The organism is Niastella populi, assembly GCF_002078015.1.
In the GTDB taxonomy this organism is placed as follows: domain Bacteria; phylum Bacteroidota; class Bacteroidia; order Chitinophagales; family Chitinophagaceae; genus Niastella; species Niastella populi.
Genome location: NZ_LWBP01000194.1, coordinates 37,009 through 53,361, shown reverse-complemented (window position 1 = coordinate 53,361; position 16,353 = coordinate 37,009). Strand labels below are relative to the sequence as shown.

Below are 16,353 nucleotides of genomic sequence, written 5' to 3'. Positions count from 1 at the left end.
ACAAAAAACAATAAACCATAAACCAAAAGAAGCGAGCCTGCCATTTAGTTTCGAGTTTCGAACATAAGAACCATAAACCATAAACCAAAAACAATAAACTAACTCCGATGATTGCTGCCAACAAAAACTCATTCGCCGATAAAACCGGCATTCCCATGTCACTCCTGTGGGGCTATGCGGGCATTCTCATATTTATGATGGGCGATGGAATGGAAACAGGCTGGTTAAGCCCTTACCTGAAAGGCCGTGGCATGAGCATTGAACAAAATGCTTCGCTGTTCACCGCTTATGGCATCACCGTTGCCGTTTCCGCCTGGTTCTCGGGTGTGCTGGCAGAAGGGTTCGGGCCGAAGAAGACCATGCTGGCCGGTTTGTTATTATACCTTGCCGGTACCTGCGGGTTTGTTGGTTATGGCCTGGTTGACCTGAACTTCCCTGTTATGATCGTAACCTATGCATTGCGCGGATTTGGTTATCCATTATTCGCTTATTCATTTATGGTATGGATCGCCTATCAAAGCCCGAAGGAAAAACTGGGCCGCGCCGTTGGCTGGTTCTGGTTTGTGTTTACGGGTGGGTTAAATGTGTTGGGCGCTTTCTATTCCAGTTGGGCTATCGACAGCCTGGGGTACATCAATACGTTATGGAGCTCTATATTCTGGGTTTGTATAGGCGCTTTCTTTGCGCTGGTGCTGAACAGGGCGGCCTTCAAACCAAATACATCCGGAAATGAAGCGAACGGCAAGGCCCGCGAATTGATGAAGGGGCTCACCATCGTGAAAGAAGAACCGAAAGTGCTGCTTGGTGGTATTGTTCGTATCATCAATACCACCGCACAGTTTGCATTTCCCGTCTTTCTGCCCATGTATATGGAAAAACACGGTTTCGATACTACAACCTGGCTCAAGATCTGGGGCACCATCTTTACCAGCAATATCATTTTCAATCTCATTTTCGGGTTTGTGGGCGATCGTCTTGGCTGGCGCAATACCATTATGTGGTTTGGCGGCATCGGTTGCGCCATCACCACGCTGCTGTTATACTATGTGCCACAGGCTGCGCCCGGTAATTTTGCAGTGGTATTAACGGCCGGTGTATTATGGGGCGCCTGCCTGGCCGGTTATGTGCCTTTATCGGCCCTGGTGCCATCGCTTGTGAAAAAAGACAAAGGCGCTGCCATTGCGATCCTGAACCTTGGAGCGGGATTGCCGGTATTTGTAGGGCCGGCGCTGGTTGGTTTGTTCTATAGCGCGGTTGGCAATGAAGGCATCATCTGGATCCTTGCCATCCTGTATTTTATAAGCGCAGTGCTTACAAGGTTCATTACGCTGCCCGATAATGCGAAAACCTTACATCATGTGAAAGAAGAAGAGATGCGTCCGGTGGAATTGAAGCTGGAGAATTAATGGCGTGAAACGGCAGACGTGAAACGGCAAACCTCAGCGCGGCCTACGTCGGCAAGCGGCTCGAATTTCGGGCGGCGTAAGGTTGTAAATAATTCCCAAATTTCGCGAACCCTTTCACGTTTCACGTTTGCCGTTTCACGGTCCACAACGACCTAACTAAATAGAAAAATAAAAATTAAAAGTATATTAATTATGAAGATCCTTGTGACGGCGCCGTACAATGATAACGGGTTAATAACATTGCAGGAACATTTTGGCGAGGTAATTTACAGGCCCTGGAAGCCGCATGGCCGTGCTTATTATGCCGATGAATTAACGGCGCTATTACAAACTACAGCGGCCACCGCATTGATAACCGAGCACGATCATGTAACAGCCGAAGTGATCGATGCCAATCCGCATTTACAGTTTATCGGTGTATGCCGGGGAACCCCTTCGAATGTTGCCATTGAAACAGCCACTAAACATGGGATTCCCGTTTTTTATACCCCGGCGCGCAATGCACAGGCGGTTGCCGAAATGTTTGTTGCCAATGTGATCACTTTTATGCGCAATACCCTTGCCGGTGTTGAATGGCTGAAAGGCCGCAACTGGGCGGCTGGCGCACATACTTCTTATCTTCAGTTCAAGGGAACCGAACTGGCCGGTAAAACGGTAGGCATGGTTGGTTTCGGCGCAATCGGTCAGCTTATTGCCGGCATGCTGCAATGTTACCCCTGCGCCATCCGGTTCTATGATCCGTATGTAACTGATCATGACAGCAATTACCGGTCGGTTTCACTGGAAGAAGTGTTTGCAACCAGCGATATCGTTTCCATCCATCTGCCGGTAACGGAACAAACAAAAGGACTGATCGATTATTCATTGTTGTCGAAAATGAAACCCGACGCCATTTTTGTAAATACCGCCCGTGCCGTTGTCGTTAAACGTGAAGACCTGTTGCGGGTACTGGAAGAAGAAAAAATTCGCGGCGCGATATTGGATGTATTCGATCATGAACCACCCGATGAAATTGATTACCGCATCATCGACCTTCCCAATGTGCTGGCAACGCCGCATATTGCAGGCGCAACCTTTGAGGTGGAAGACCATCATGTGACCATCTTAAATAAAACGCTGGTCGACTGGTACATAAATAATAAAAAGACCGGCGCCAGGCTGGCCAATAAAGAATTACTCACTGTACAGATCTAGCATATCATGACTGCAAAAGAAGCATATATAATCATTGATATCGGTACCGGCAATGTACGCGTTGCGGCAACAGGCGCCAATGGCGCCGTGCTGGGTGTTGCCCGGGAAGACATTCAATATATCCGTGATGAAAAATACCCCGACGCGTTGTATTTCGATGCCGATGCTTTATGGAAGCAGGTAACGGCACTGGCGAATGAAGTGATCAAAGCCCTGCCCGGCATAACGGTGCGCGCATTGACCGCCACCAGCCAGCGCGAAGGGATTGTATTATTGGGTAAGAACGGCGAATCGCTGGTGGGACTACCCAATATCGATCACCGCGGCCGCGAGTGGGAAAATGTGCTGCCCGATAAAACCATCGTATACAAACGCACCGGCCGGTATCCTACTTCATTATTCTCCGCTTTCAAATTACTCGGTATAAAAAAACGCTGGAAAGAGGTTTGGCAGAACTGTGTAAGTTTTGTAAGCATCAGCGATTGGGTTGAATTCAAACTGAGCGGTGTTGTAAAATATGAACACTCGCAGGCTTCCGAAACATTGCTGTACGATGTTGAGCACCGCCAGTGGAGCAATGATCTCTGCGACCTGTTCAGCCTCGATCGCTCCCTGCTGCCTGAACTAAAAAACTCAGGAACGATACTGGGCGCCATCTTGCCAGGCATCGCCGATTCATTCAATATTTCAAAAGACGCCGTTGTGGTTGTTGGCGGCGGCGATACGCAGCTCGCTATCAGAAGTACGCAGCCCGCGGTGGAAGATATTGTGATCGTATCGGGAACAACCACGCCGATCTTAAAACTGGTTGATACCTACCTGCTCGATGCACAGCAGCGTACCTGGACGAGCCGCGATATCGTACCGGGCCGCCTGGTGTTTGAAGCCAACGCCGGTGTTACCGGTTTGAACTTTCAACGGTTGAAGGAGATCTTCTACCCCAATGAAGATTATTCCGTTATAGAACAGGAGCTGGCAGCTACCAAAGATGCATTTTGTATGGCTTCCCTGGGATCGCTGGTAGCCGATGAAAAAACACCGTTGATTAAAGGCGGTTTTGTTTTTCCTGCACCGGTATCGCATCAGTTGACACGCGGTCACTTCGTATGGGCCACCATTTTGGATATTGCCTGTTCCATTGCCGAAAACTATACAATATTATGCGATGTGGCCGGTAACGCCCCCGATTATGTATGGGCCTGCGGCGGCGGTTTGCAAAGCGTTGCCCTGCGCAGCCTGCTGGCCGGTTTGCTGAACAAAAAAGTACAGGTGCGTAAAGGTTTTGAACAGGCCTCGGTGATCGGCGGCGCGCTCATCTGCAACGAAGCATTAAAAGCGTCAGTTGAATTTGATGATACGATAGAAGTGATCTACCCGCAGCAACAGCAGTACTATGCTGGGTTGTTTAAGGAATGGAAGAAGACGAGGGCGTTATTTAGGAACATTTAGATTATAGGAACAAACAAATGAATTCTGCATATTTCATAGGTATCGACATAGGAACACAAGGTGCAAGAGCAGTATTAATTAACTCAATTGGTGAAGTGCTGGGCAGTGGAGAACAGGCATTTCCTTTAAGCAACCAGTCGCGCGGGGAACAGTCGCCTGAACAATGGTGGCAGGATTGTTTGTTGTGCCTGCAACAGGTAATGAAGCAGGCGAAACCGCTGATAAAGCCGGCCAACGTTGTAGCCATCTCCGTTACCTCAACATCGGGCACTATTATTCCCATCGATAAAAATAACCGGCCGCTGCATCACGCCATCATGTACAGCGATCCACGTTCGGCTGAAGAGGCAGACTATTGCAAAAAAGTAGCGCTGGCGGAAAACAGCAATGGATATATTGCTTTCAATGCAAGCAGCGGTTTGCCCAAAATGTTATGGTTCATCAATCGTTACCCCAATAAAGTTGAACAGATCGGCAGGTTCATTCATGCCGCCGATTACATTATTGGAAAATTAAGCGGCCGCTACGATGTAACCGATTATACCAACGCGCTGAAATCGGGTTACGATGTGCGGAAAGCGGAGTGGCCATCCTATATCTGGAATAAATTACCCATTCAGCAAAACTGGCTGCAAACGGTACAGCCATCCGGCACCACCATTGCAACCATTCTGCCCGAACTGGCAACAGCATTGGGGTTGCCCCGCACGGTTCAGATAGTGGCGGGTATGACCGACGGCTGCGCAGCGCAGGTGGCATCGGGCGCGGTAAAGATCGGCGACTGGAACACTACCATTGGAACAACGCTGGTAGTAAAAGGGGTAACCACGCAGGAGATCAACGATCCGTTTGGGCGTTTGTATTGTCATCGCCACCCCGAAGGGTACTGGATGCCCGGTGGCGCCAGCAATACCGGTGCCGATTGGGTTACACGCGATTTTGGCGCCAACCTGAACGAGTTGACGGCGCAGGCCGCGAAGCTGGTGCCCACAAAACATTTGGCCTGGCCACTGAAACAGCAGGGTGAACGTTTTCCTTTTATTGCACCGCAGGCAACCGGTTTTCAACCTGCCGGCTTATCACCCGCTGAGCTTTTTACGGCGAATATGGAAGGCGTAGCCTATATAGAGCGGTATGCGTTTGACGTAATTGAACAATTATCGGGCGAACGCGTATCGGCCGTGTTCACCGCAGGCGGCGGCAGCAACAGCGATGTGTGGTTGCAGATCAGAAGTAATGTGCTGCAACTGCCGGTGTATAAAATGAAACACGTTACCGGCGCTGTGGGGGCGGCCATCATAGCTGCGTCACAAACGCATTTTGCGACATTGACAGCGGCGGCCAGGGCATTGACGCAAATTGAAAAAGAAGTGTATCCCCGGCAGGCGTCCGTTGCTATTTATCAAAACAATTATCAGCAATTCATTGAGATCCTGACCGCAAAAGGCTATATCAGCAACACACAATATGCTTAATATTTATCTGATAAGGCATGGCGAAACCGCCTGGAACGCCGATAACAACCGGTACTGTGGAAGAACTGATATCCCGCTTACCGAAAAAGGATTGAAGCAGGCGGAATTATTGCGCCGGCAATTGGGTTCCGTAAAATGGGATGGTGTTTTTTCTTCGCCGCTGCAGCGCGCATTTACTACAGCGCAAATTGCCAGCGGGGCAACCGTCATAAAAGATGACCGTCTTATAGAAGCGGATTTCGGTATGTGGGAAGGAAAAACAAAAGAAGAGTTCATAGCAGAGAATGCACAACTGTGGACGAACTGGATGAATGATCCCGCCAACAGCAGGGCAGGGGGCACCGGTGAAACAGGCGCTGAGATCGTGCAGCGCGTAGATGATTTTTTTCAGCAGTTACAAAAGCAATACAGCACCGGTAATTTCCTGGTAGCGGCCCATAATGGGGTGAACCGTTTGTTTCTTTCGCATAAACTGGGCATGCCCCTCGGCAATTATCGCCGTTTCTTTATGGAGAATGCAACCGCCAGCATGTTCACACTGGAGCCCGATGGTACGTTTGTACTGCGGCACCTTAATTCAAAATTCTAAAAGAGCGAGTGGTGAGTAGCAGGTAGCGAACTGGGAATGCAAAAAGCGGGAACGCGGATCTCGAATTTGAACCCTGCCAGCCGCCAGCTATTTACCACTGGCTGAAAAAATTGAAACAAAGATCCTTCATAAAACAATGAAACAACTTATTTTAACTGTTTCCCTCATAGCTTCTGTGCAGGCATTTGGCCAGTCGAAGAAATTGAATGTATTAAAGGTCAGCACCCCGCAGCAATTACAGCAATACTTTAAATACACCGGTAACGATGTGCCGCTGATCAGCGGGCACCGGGGCGGACCGGATAAAAATGCTCCCGAGAACAGCATCGAGGCAATGGCTAATACCCTGTCGTTTACCCCGGCCACTTTTGAAATTGATCCGCGGTTGACAAAAGACAGTGTGGTGGTGTTGTTGCACGACGATACGCTCGACAGAACCACTACGGGGCATGGTAAACTGAACAGTTATACCCTCGAAGAAGTAAAAAAGCTGAAGCTGAAAGATGTAAATGGCAATGTAACGCCTTATCAAATTCCCACCCTCGAAGAAGTCATCGTTTGGGCCAAAGGAAAAACGGTGCTCATTCTGGATAAAAAAGATGTTCCCCTTTCAATAACCGCGAAACTGATCAAAAAACATCATGCCGAAGCATGGGTAATGATCACCGTGCACAATGCGAAAGAAGCAAAGTTCTATTACGACGATAATAAAGACGTAATGTTCGAGGCATTTGTAAAAACGAAAAAGGCCCTGGAAGAATATGAGAAAGCCGGTATTCCCTGGGCGCAGATAATGGCCTATGTTGGCCCGCAGGATAAACCGGAGAACAAAGAAATTTTCGATCTGCTGCATCAGCGCGGTGTTATGTGTATGATCTCTACCGCGCCCATCTACGATAAACTGCCTACGGCAGAAGAGCGCGCCAAAGCCTATGTGCAGATCATCAAAAGCGGGGCCGATGTAATAGAGGCCGACAGGGCCATTGAAGCGGCTGCGGCGGTTCGATCGTTAGCCCCGGCTAAGAGTAAAAAAACAAAGTTCTTCGGAAAGAAATAGAACAGTTGTTCTGTTATTCAGTTTATGAGTTATTGAGTTCATCAATTTCACTGACTCGCTATTAGTAGCGAGTTTGAACAACTGAACAACTGAACAACTGAACAACTGAACAACTGAACAACTGAACAACTGAACAACTGAACAACTGAACAACTGAACAACTCAGTATATAAAATGGATAGGCGAAAATTCATAACACTTGGTTCCCTTACCGGTTTGCTGTTAGCCGCAGCAAAAAGCGGACTAACCCAATGGATCGATGAACGGGAACCGTTTGCCGGGGTTGCTCCGGCCTTCCGTGCTTTAAAAGAAAAATTTCCTGCACCCGGCCAGCCCTTTCAGGCGGGTTGTTACTGGTGGTGGTTCAATGGGTTGGTTGATAAGGAAGGCATCACCCGCGACCTGGAAGAATTTAAGGCAAAGGGAATGGGCGAAGTGCTGATGATCAATTCTGCCGGCGGGCTTGGGGGCGCCAAAGTACCGCAGGGCGCTTTATTTCTTTCACCCGAATGGCGCGAATTATATCGCCATGCATTGAAGGAAGCAAACCGTCTTGGTTTAAAAATGGGCGTGAACATGAGTTCCGGCTGGTGTATGGGCGGCCCGTGGATCCCGCCGCAACATGCCTGCCGCTGGTTCCTGCAATCAAAAATTACCGTTACCGGTCCGCAGAAATTCTCCGGCAAATTGCCGCTGCCCGGCAATCGCGACGGCTATGATAACCTCGTTAATGCGCCCGGCTGGAAGGAATATATCGATCTGCCGCTGGAACAGATCGATTACCGCGATACGGCCATTGTGGCCATTCCTGCCGGCGCTGATAAAAATCCGCTCAGGACCGGTAAACGCGCTGCCTTGTTCCCGGCCAAGACCAACCGCAAAGATGCCAGCAATTTTATAAAAGCCAACGATGTAATGACCCCGGTGGCAACACCCTGGGAAATCATGCCCGGCGATGTACCTGTTGCACCCGAAAGTGTGATCGACCTTACTGGCAAAACAGGCGCAGATGGGCAGCTCGATTGGGATGTGCCTGCCGGTGAATGGACCATCATTCGCACCGGTCACCGCATGACGGGTTCAAAAGTAATGATAGCGCAACCCGAAGCCAGCGGCCTGTCGGTTGACTGGCTGAGCCATACGGGCGTTGATCTGCAGTTCGAGAACCTGGGAAAGATCTTGTTACAGGAAGCCGGTGACCTTGCAGGAAAAACGCTTACGTATTTGTGTGATGATAGTTTTGAAGATGGTTTTCCCAACTGGACTGAAAATATTATTTCACAATTCAAAAAATACCGGGGTTATGATCCAACGCCTTACCTGCCGGTATTGAATGGTTATATTATAGGCAGTGTTGAACAAAGCGACCGCTTTTTGAACGACTACCGCAAAACTGTAGCCGACTGCCTCGCCGATGAACATTATAAACATTTTGCCGGTCTGTGCCATAAGCATGGATTACAGGTGCAAAACGAAGCCGCCGGGCCAAGCCGTTCAGGCACCATGTGCATGGATGCCTTGAAGAATCTCGGGCGCAGCGATATGCCGCAGGGGGAGTTCTGGCTGGGTGGTAAACACGATGAAGAAGGCGGGCTGGATGAGAAACTGGGTTATGGAATGGTGCGGCTTGAAAAAGGGCAAAACAAGGTGACCAAAATGGTTGCTTCGGCAGCGCATATTTATGGAAAGAAAACGGTGTCTGCCGAATCATTCACTTCCTTCCGCCACTGGTACGACTATCCCGGTAACATGAAACAGGCGGCTGACCGCGCATTTTGCGAGGGCGTTAACCGCTTCCTTATTCATACCTCAACGGCAACCCGCTTGCAGGATGGCAAACCGGGAATAGAGTATGGTGCAGGAACGCATTTCAATCCCAATGTAACCTGGTGGAACCAGGCGGGCGCCTTCCTGGATTATCTCAGCCGTTGTCAGTATCTTTTGCAGCAGGGCCTCTTTGTGGCCGATGTATTATATTATAACGGCGATGTTACGCCGAATATCGTATTGCCCAAACATGTTGATCCATCGCTTGGAAAAGGGTACGATTATGATGTATGCAATGAAGAAGTGCTGCTGACCCGGGTAAGCGTCAAATATGGCCGGCTCGTTCTGCCCGATGGCATGAGCTATCGCCTGCTGGTGCTGCCCGAAAATACGTCGATGCCCGTGCCGGTAATGCAGAAAATAAAAGAACTGGTTTTTGCGGGCGCAACGGTTGTAGGCCCCAAACCCGAAAAAGACAGCGGGTTGAATAATTTTCCGCAATGCGATGTACGCGTAAAAGAAATGGCTGGGGCCGTTTGGGGAAAGTGTGATGGCAAAAATGTAAAACACCAGGTGTATGGAAAAGGCAAAGTATACTGGAACATTCCTTTAAAAGCGATCCTGAAAGAAAAAGGGATAGGACCCGATTTTATTTGCGATAACGAAAATGCCTTTATTGATTTTATTCACCGCAGCGCAGGCGATACGGACATTTATTTTGTCGCCAACCGGAATAACCGCGATGAAAAAGCGGAGTGCCGTTTCAGGGTCACAGGCAAAACACCTGAGCTGTGGGATGCGGTTACCGGTGAAACCGGTAAAATTGTCAATGCTATTAGTAAAGATGGTTATACGCAGATCGACCTGCAGTTTGCACCCTTCCAGTCGTGGTTCATTGTATTCAATAAAACCGGGTTACAAAAGCCTGCCCGGGGGGGTGCAAAAAATAACGCTGCCAATTTTCCGGTACTAACTCCTGTGCAGGAATTAACCGGCGCGTGGAAGGTTCACTTCGATACAGAGTGGGGCGGACCGGCCACCGTGGAGTTTGAAAAGCTGGAAGACTGGACAAAACGTCCGGAGGAAAACATCAAATATTATTCAGGCAGGGCTACCTATATAAAACATTTCGATGCGGGCGGTATACAAGCCGGTAAAAGCTATTTCCTTGAAACAGGTGTGGTAAGAAATATTGCGGAACTGACTTTGAATGGAAAAAAACTCGGCATTTTGTGGACGGCGCCCTGGCGGGCAGAGGTTACCGGGTTATTGAAGCCTTCCGGTAATGTGCTGGAGATTGTGGTGGTCAACTGCTGGCCCAACCGGCTTATTGGCGATGCCGCATTGCCGTTGGAGAAAAGGCTAACCCGCACGAATATTACTTTTAAGAAAGATGCGCAGTTGATGGCATCGGGATTGTTGGGACCAGTGGTTATCAGTGAAAGTAAGTAAGTTGTAAAAATGCAGCTGCAAGCTGGAAGCGGTAAGCTGTAAGCTGCAAGCTGTAAGCGAAAACAAATACAGGGCGAAAGGCGAAAGATAAAAGCCGAAAGCGAATACAAAATGCAGCTACAAGCTTCATGCTGCAAGCTTCAAGCTACACGCTACACGCAAATGCCGCTTTTCCTGTATTCAACACTTCGACATTGGAAATTGGCCATTCGACATTCTTCTGTTTTGCGTTCTACTCATTCCTCATTCCTCATTTTTAATTCTCCCCTCAAGGGGTCGCCCGGTATATGATTAAACAACCGCTGCAGCGTAGCGCTATAATCCGCATAACTCATCGGTTTGGTGATACAGGCTGAGCCGAAGTGCCTGCAAAATTCTATATCATCATTATTGGCAGAAGTGGTGAAAATGGCCACCGGTATATCGCGCCATTTCCGGTTGCTTCGAATATGCTGCAGGGTTTCACGGCCATTCATCTTCGGCATATTCATATCGATCATGATCAGCGATGGGAATGGCTTTCGCTCTCTCTCCAGTTGATTCAGGATGTTGATCCCTGCTTCACTGCTTTGCGCTTTGTAAAGCCTGACGTGAGGATACAGCGAGCATACAGATTCTTCAAATATCAGCAGATCATCCTGGTCGTCATCTATATATAATATCGTCGTTGGTTCGCGCTGCATATTGATGTTAAAAGTTTGCAATTGGATAAAAGTAATATACGCAGGTTTAATTGCATAATATTCCTTTTATGGGAATAAGTAAACCCGCATGTATATTGGCCGAAATATGTTTTGTAGGGTGAAAACGGAAAAATACATGGACTACCATCAGTTACACCGGTGGTTCCTGTTGTGGCTTTGTACTAATCAGAATTGGTTTTATGTAGCAGGAACCGCGATGTGATGCATATGAATGCGTAAGCAGTCCCTTTTTCCGCGGAACATATAGCAATCATTCTGCCAAATTTTGAAAACGCTATAATTTAACAGTTTTAAATGAGTGGTTTTCAGCGTTGTTGACGGGAAAATTAAATAGGTGGTACAGGTAAAAACAGGATCGGTAAAGGCCGTCATCTATATTTCGGTAAGTAGAAATTATAAGCGGTCCTTACAGGTCTGTTGTATTATTTTCAGACTACCGTAGTTTTTTGTGCAGGAAAACAAAAGCCACTTTGGCAGCATTCACCTATCGGTAAATTGTTCGTTTAACGCAATAAAAAAGCCAGCCATAAGAATACGGCCGGCCTGTTTTGGAAAAGGCAATGGTCATGGAAGAATATATTGTAAGGCCTGCAATGACCGGTACGGTTCATTACAAGCTATAAGTTAATAATGGGGCAGGGTAGTAATGCTCCCGGCCGGGTTGGTTGTAATAAGCAGAGGTTTCGCTTGCACAGGGGTAAGATGATAAGGGCCGGTGATAATGATCGTGATTTGGAAATGGCCGGGGTGGGTATTCGTTGAGCTGATGTGCCGGTTGTTCGTTTAGCCGTTGAATGAAGTAATCAAACAACAGCGGATAGCCTGGCAGGTGGAAAAGGTGAAAGGCCGGCAGCATTATGGCAACGCTCTTCTTCAGGATAAAAATTTACTGAATTTAAAAAATTTCGTTCAAACGGTAACGCATATTATAAAATGTAATCTATGCGCCCGGTTACAATAACAGTTTATGGTTGTGTTAATGAGCGTATAATGCGACGGTTGTGTGTGTAAAAAAATAAAATCTGAAGAGTCGTTTTCTGAAAAATATTAAAAATGTTGTTACTTTGCGGGCCTCCGAGAAATTCATCCCTATAATCACCACATTATAACACCAGATCAGACGCATTATTTAATTATTTTAAAAAAGATCATGAAACGCATTTATTGTGCCCTTCTGGGCCTGTTCGTTATTGCAATTTCCTGTAACAAGAATGATGATAATAATGATAACCCGCCGGCAGAAAACCGCGAATGGTTTAAGTTAAGGTCGATGGTGTATACTTCGCAAAATAATACAAGCAGCAGGTTTTACTATGACAGTACATATATCTCGATTGATTCTGTCAACAATAAAATTATTTTCCATACAATTGAAGGCACTACAGGAAATCTGGATACCTCAATGAAGACCTTCACTTATAACGACAGGTACCAACTGGTATTATACGAACAAATTGACACCTATGATCAGTTGTATATTAGCAGAATGGAATTTGTGCGTGATGTCGATGGCAAGGTGTCTAAAGTGCTGTCGCAATATAAAGATGGTTTAATGGCAAGTAGCGAGGGGCTTGTGAAATACGACAAACGCGGCGATACTACCTTTGTTACGTTTATAGATTCTACACAGAAACACAGGTATGGTTATACCGATGCCAATGACTTTTATCAAAGGGGAATCGTAGATGACCGGGTAGTTTACTATAAATCCTATGGAAAGTCATCGGGTAAGCTTGATAGCAGTCAAACGAGTTATGATTATGATGCGGCGGGCAACCTGACTACCGAAACTTATCAATACAACAATACAACTCCTGTAGTATACACGTACCAGCACGGCAGTAAAACCCCGAAGGAATTGCAGAAATTTCTTTCGCAATGGGCCGGTGACCTGATCTGGTTTACCAGATCAAAGCTGTTTGGGTTTGCCTGGGAATTGCCTACGGTGAGCACGTTTAAGGGTAATGTATTGTTGTCGAAAAAACAGGGAAGCACGATCGTTCAGTCATATGCAAATACATTTGATGCAGGTGGAAACCTTGCTTCTGTTACCTGGCAGGAACCCGACTATGGCTCACCTTCCACCATTTATACCTATGGGGAAAAGTATTACTACCATCCTTAAATCCGATTTGCTAATCGAATTGAGGTAATATAATCCGGTATTATTGCCGTTTACTGCGTTAATGGTGCATTGCAGTGCTGCAATGCACCACTGCAAAGAAGCTTTTGCATTATCCTTTGCCAGTTCCCCCTTGCCCTTTGCCTGGTTTTTATTGCCTGTTGCTCCTGCCGTTTTCTGCAACCTGCTTTCTTCAATAGTGATAAATACCTATTACGCAATGACTGATTGCTGAAGTATTTCGCTTTCAGCGGCTATGGCGTAACTTGCGGCTGAAGATTATCCCTATGACAAAGGAGAAACAAATACAACAGGCCCTTGCAGCAAAGTTCCCGGCAGACAGACTGAAAACCCGCCTGATCGATCTGCATGCTTATTCGTCGGATGCCAGTTTTTACACCCTGGTACCGAAGGCGGTTGTATTCCCCGTGAACATCGAAGAAGTACAATTTCTTTTCCGGTTCGCCAAACAGCACAATACCTCGCTTACCTTTCGTACGGGCGGCACCAGTTTATCGGGCCAGTCGGTAACTGATGGTATTCTCGTCGATCTGTCGCGCAACTGGCCGCTGATAAAAGCAGAACTGCAGGGTAATGCCGTTCGCGTGCAACCCGGTATTACCGGCAGCCGTGTGAACCATTTCCTGAAACCATACAAAAAGAAGATCGGTCCCGACCCGGCATCGATCAACGCCGCCATGATGGGCGGAATTCTGTCGAACAACTCGAGCGGCATGTGCTGCGGGGTGGCTTACAATTCTTACCATACGGTAAAACATCTAAAGTTCGTTCTGCCCAACGGGGAAGTGTTCGATACGGAAAATGCCGCTGATTATCAGCGGTTCGAAACCACCCAGCCGCAGTTGTTTGCCGGTATTCAACAACTCGGGCAACGCATAAAGGATAATCCTGCCCTAACCACAAAGATCCGCGACAAGTATAAAATAAAGAATACGGTTGGTTACAGTATCAATTCGTTTCTCGATTATGAACATCCGCTCGATGTGCTGGCGCATTTGCTGATAGGGGCGGAAGGCACGCTGGCCTTTATTGCCGAAGCCGTGCTGAACACCATTCCCGATAAACCGTTCAAAAGCACGGGGCTGCTCTTTTTTGCGTCGCCCGCTGCTGCCTGTAACGCCATTCCGGCCCTTCGCGATAGCGATGCCGAGGCGCTGGAGTTTATGGACCGCGCCGCTATTCATTCCATCGAAGACCTGTACGGGGCGCCTGCCTTTTTAAAAGACTTACCGGCAAACAGCGCCGGCATCCTGTGTGAATACCAGTCAGATACCGAAGCTGGTTTGCATCAAAAGCTGACCAATGCCTGGAAGTACATCGATGCCTTGCCCATCATTTATAAAACCGAATTCAGTACCGATGAGGCGGTGCAGGCCAATTACTGGAAGCTGCGCAAAGGGATGTATCCTTCAGTAGCGGCGGTTCGGCAAAAAGGTACTTCGGTGATGCTGGAAGATATTGCCGTACCTGTGCACCGCCTGGGCGATTGCATCGAAGACCTGCAACAACTGTTTATCAAATACAAATATTTCGACGCCATCGTATTTGGCCATGCCAAGGAAGGTAACCTGCATTTCCTGTTATCGCAGTCGATAGATACGCCGGCGGAAGTAGCCGTTTTTGGCGCTTTTAACGATGAACTGGCCGAACTGGTGATCAAACGGTACGACGGGGCCCTGAAAGCCGAGCACGGAACGGGCCGCCAGATTGCGCCCTATGTTGAAACAGAGTGGGGTACAGAAGGGTATGCCATCATGAAGGAGCTGAAAACCCTCATAGATCCCGATAATATTTTGAACCCCGGGGTTATCATCAATGCCGATCACGAATGCCATTTAAAGAACCTGAAGCCCATGCCCGTGGTAGAAGAGGAAGTTGACAAATGCGTTGAGTGTGGATATTGCGAGAACCGTTGTCCGAGCCGGCATTTCACCCTTACCCCGCGCCAGCGGATCGTGCTGCGCCGTTCCTTATCGCGGTTGCAGAAAGCAGGCGATACGGCAACATACAAAACCATTTTAAAAGATTATCAATATGATGGCCTCGATACCTGTGCGGTAGATGGCATGTGCGCCACCGATTGCCCGGTTGCCATCAATACCGGCGAACTGGTAAAACGGTTAAGAAGGGAGAACCATTCCAAAACCGGCAATGCCATTGCCATGCAGGTGGCCAAAAATTTCGGACTGGTAGAAAGACTGATCAAAACCGGTTTGCGCAGCGGCCGGGTGGTAAATAGCGTGTTTGGAAAAAAAGCCATGTACCGGCTAACCAGCGGCATGCGTAAGATAGCGCCTGCATTTCCCTTATGGCCCCAGCAGTTGACGGCGCCCGTGACGGTAAAGGCGCAATTGCCGCAACAGGCCGATGTGGTGTATTTTGTTTCCTGCATCAGCCGTACCATGGGTAAGGATATTGAAAAACAGGAATCTATTGTGGATGTGTGTAAACGCCTGGCGCAAAAGGCGAATATCCGCCTGCTCATTCCATCCAATTTAACAGGTACCTGTTGCGCCCAGCCTTTTGCCTCAAAAGGATTTACACCGGCGTATAGCTTCTTTGTAAATAAAACGATCGATACGTTGTGGGAGTGGAGCAATGAGGGCAGCCTGCCCGTTGTGCTCGACATCACTTCGTGTACGCATTCGCTGCAAACCTGCCGCCCGCACCTGACGCCGGAGAACCAGCTGCGTTTCGATAAACTGAAAATTATTGATAGCCTGCAATTTGCGACAGATATGCTGTTACCGCGCCTTACAATTACAAAAAAGAAGGACAATGCGGTTTTTCATCCAGTATGCTCGCTGTATAAAATGAACCTCAATAAAAACCTGGTGCACCTGGCTGCGCAAACGGTAGTGCACCCGGTAATTCCGGTCACCGCCGGTTGTTGCGGCATGGCCGGTGATCGCGGTTTTTATTACCCGGGATTGACGGAAGCGGCAACCCGCGCCGAAGTGGCCGAAGTGAACAGCACGCAGGTCAGTGATTGTTATTCCACTGCCAAAACCTGTGAAATGGCACTGGCTGAATCATCGGGAAAAAACTATCGCTCCGTGTTATACCTGCTCGATGAAGTAACGCGGAACGCTTAACGCAAAACGCCAAAGGCTGAAG

Annotated in this window: 10 protein-coding genes; 9 read left to right on the top strand and 1 reads right to left on the bottom strand. The window is 48.1% G+C overall.

What is annotated here, in order from left to right; genetic code table 11:
- Window positions 1-107: 107 nt before the first annotated feature.
- The 7 genes from A4R26_RS20550 (at window position 108) to A4R26_RS20520 (ending at window position 10,389) form a co-directional block, all read left to right on the top strand.
- A complete protein-coding gene (locus A4R26_RS20550) occupies window positions 108-1,406 on the top strand; it encodes an MFS transporter (RefSeq protein ID WP_081167674.1) in 1,299 nt (432 codons plus the stop codon).
- A gap of 192 nt (window positions 1,407-1,598) precedes the next feature.
- Window positions 1,599-2,600: a 2-hydroxyacid dehydrogenase gene (locus A4R26_RS20545; RefSeq protein WP_081167671.1), complete on the top strand. Its 1,002-nt coding sequence runs from the start codon at window positions 1,599-1,601 to the stop codon at window positions 2,598-2,600.
- Window positions 2,601-2,606: 6 nt separating this feature from the next.
- Window positions 2,607-4,049, top strand: coding sequence for an FGGY-family carbohydrate kinase (locus A4R26_RS20540; protein ID WP_081167666.1), 1,443 nt, complete (start codon window positions 2,607-2,609; stop codon window positions 4,047-4,049).
- A 17-nt stretch (window positions 4,050-4,066) separates the two neighbouring features.
- The gene (locus A4R26_RS20535; RefSeq protein WP_081167662.1) at window positions 4,067-5,524 is read left to right on the top strand and encodes an FGGY-family carbohydrate kinase; all 1,458 of its coding nucleotides are present in this window, start codon (window positions 4,067-4,069) and stop codon (window positions 5,522-5,524) included.
- Window positions 5,517-6,113 (top strand): histidine phosphatase family protein, encoded by a 597-nt coding sequence (locus A4R26_RS20530; RefSeq protein WP_081167659.1) that lies wholly within the window; start codon window positions 5,517-5,519, stop codon window positions 6,111-6,113. Before A4R26_RS20535 ends, A4R26_RS20530 begins: the two co-directional genes overlap by 8 nt.
- Window positions 6,114-6,249: 136 nt before the next feature.
- The gene (locus A4R26_RS20525) at window positions 6,250-7,170 is read left to right on the top strand and encodes a glycerophosphodiester phosphodiesterase family protein (protein ID WP_081167655.1); all 921 of its coding nucleotides are present in this window, start codon (window positions 6,250-6,252) and stop codon (window positions 7,168-7,170) included.
- A gap of 174 nt (window positions 7,171-7,344) precedes the next feature.
- Window positions 7,345-10,389 carry a glycosyl hydrolase gene (locus tag A4R26_RS20520; RefSeq protein WP_081167651.1) on the top strand — a complete coding sequence of 1,015 codons (3,045 nt, stop codon included), beginning with the start codon at window positions 7,345-7,347 and terminating at the stop codon, window positions 10,387-10,389.
- Window positions 10,390-10,625: 236 nt separating this feature from the next.
- Here the strand turns inward: A4R26_RS20520 and A4R26_RS20515 are convergent, their stop codons facing one another.
- Window positions 10,626-11,072: a response regulator gene (locus A4R26_RS20515; protein WP_081167648.1), complete on the bottom strand. Its 447-nt coding sequence runs from the start codon at window positions 11,070-11,072 to the stop codon at window positions 10,626-10,628.
- A 1,171-nt stretch (window positions 11,073-12,243) separates the two neighbouring features.
- Here A4R26_RS20515 and A4R26_RS20500 point away from each other — a divergent pair.
- Both A4R26_RS20500 and A4R26_RS20495 read left to right on the top strand, forming a co-directional pair.
- On the top strand, window positions 12,244-13,218 hold the full coding sequence (locus tag A4R26_RS20500; RefSeq protein ID WP_081167638.1) for a hypothetical protein: 975 nt from the start codon (window positions 12,244-12,246) through the stop codon (window positions 13,216-13,218).
- 284 nt (window positions 13,219-13,502) lie between these two features.
- Complete coding sequence (locus A4R26_RS20495) at window positions 13,503-16,331, top strand: FAD-binding and (Fe-S)-binding domain-containing protein (protein ID WP_081167633.1); 2,829 nt, start codon at window positions 13,503-13,505, stop codon at window positions 16,329-16,331.
- Window positions 16,332-16,353: the final 22 nt, after the last annotated feature.

What these genes read in the sequence shown, in the direction of transcription:
- A4R26_RS20550 (WP_081167674.1), top strand. Translation starts at nt 108, where the DNA reads ATGATTGCTGCCAACAAAAACTCATTCGCCGATAAAACCGGCATTCCC.
- A4R26_RS20545 (WP_081167671.1), top strand. Translation starts at nt 1,599, where the DNA reads ATGAAGATCCTTGTGACGGCGCCGTACAATGATAACGGGTTAATAACA.
- A4R26_RS20540 (WP_081167666.1), top strand. Translation starts at nt 2,607, where the DNA reads ATGACTGCAAAAGAAGCATATATAATCATTGATATCGGTACCGGCAAT.
- A4R26_RS20535 (WP_081167662.1), top strand. Translation starts at nt 4,067, where the DNA reads ATGAATTCTGCATATTTCATAGGTATCGACATAGGAACACAAGGTGCA.
- A4R26_RS20530 (WP_081167659.1), top strand. Translation starts at nt 5,517, where the DNA reads ATGCTTAATATTTATCTGATAAGGCATGGCGAAACCGCCTGGAACGCC.
- A4R26_RS20525 (WP_081167655.1), top strand. Translation starts at nt 6,250, where the DNA reads ATGAAACAACTTATTTTAACTGTTTCCCTCATAGCTTCTGTGCAGGCA.
- A4R26_RS20520 (WP_081167651.1), top strand. Translation starts at nt 7,345, where the DNA reads ATGGATAGGCGAAAATTCATAACACTTGGTTCCCTTACCGGTTTGCTG.
- A4R26_RS20515 (WP_081167648.1), bottom strand. Translation starts at nt 11,072, where the DNA reads ATGCAGCGCGAACCAACGACGATATTATATATAGATGACGACCAGGAT.
- A4R26_RS20500 (WP_081167638.1), top strand. Translation starts at nt 12,244, where the DNA reads ATGAAACGCATTTATTGTGCCCTTCTGGGCCTGTTCGTTATTGCAATT.
- A4R26_RS20495 (WP_081167633.1), top strand. Translation starts at nt 13,503, where the DNA reads ATGACAAAGGAGAAACAAATACAACAGGCCCTTGCAGCAAAGTTCCCG.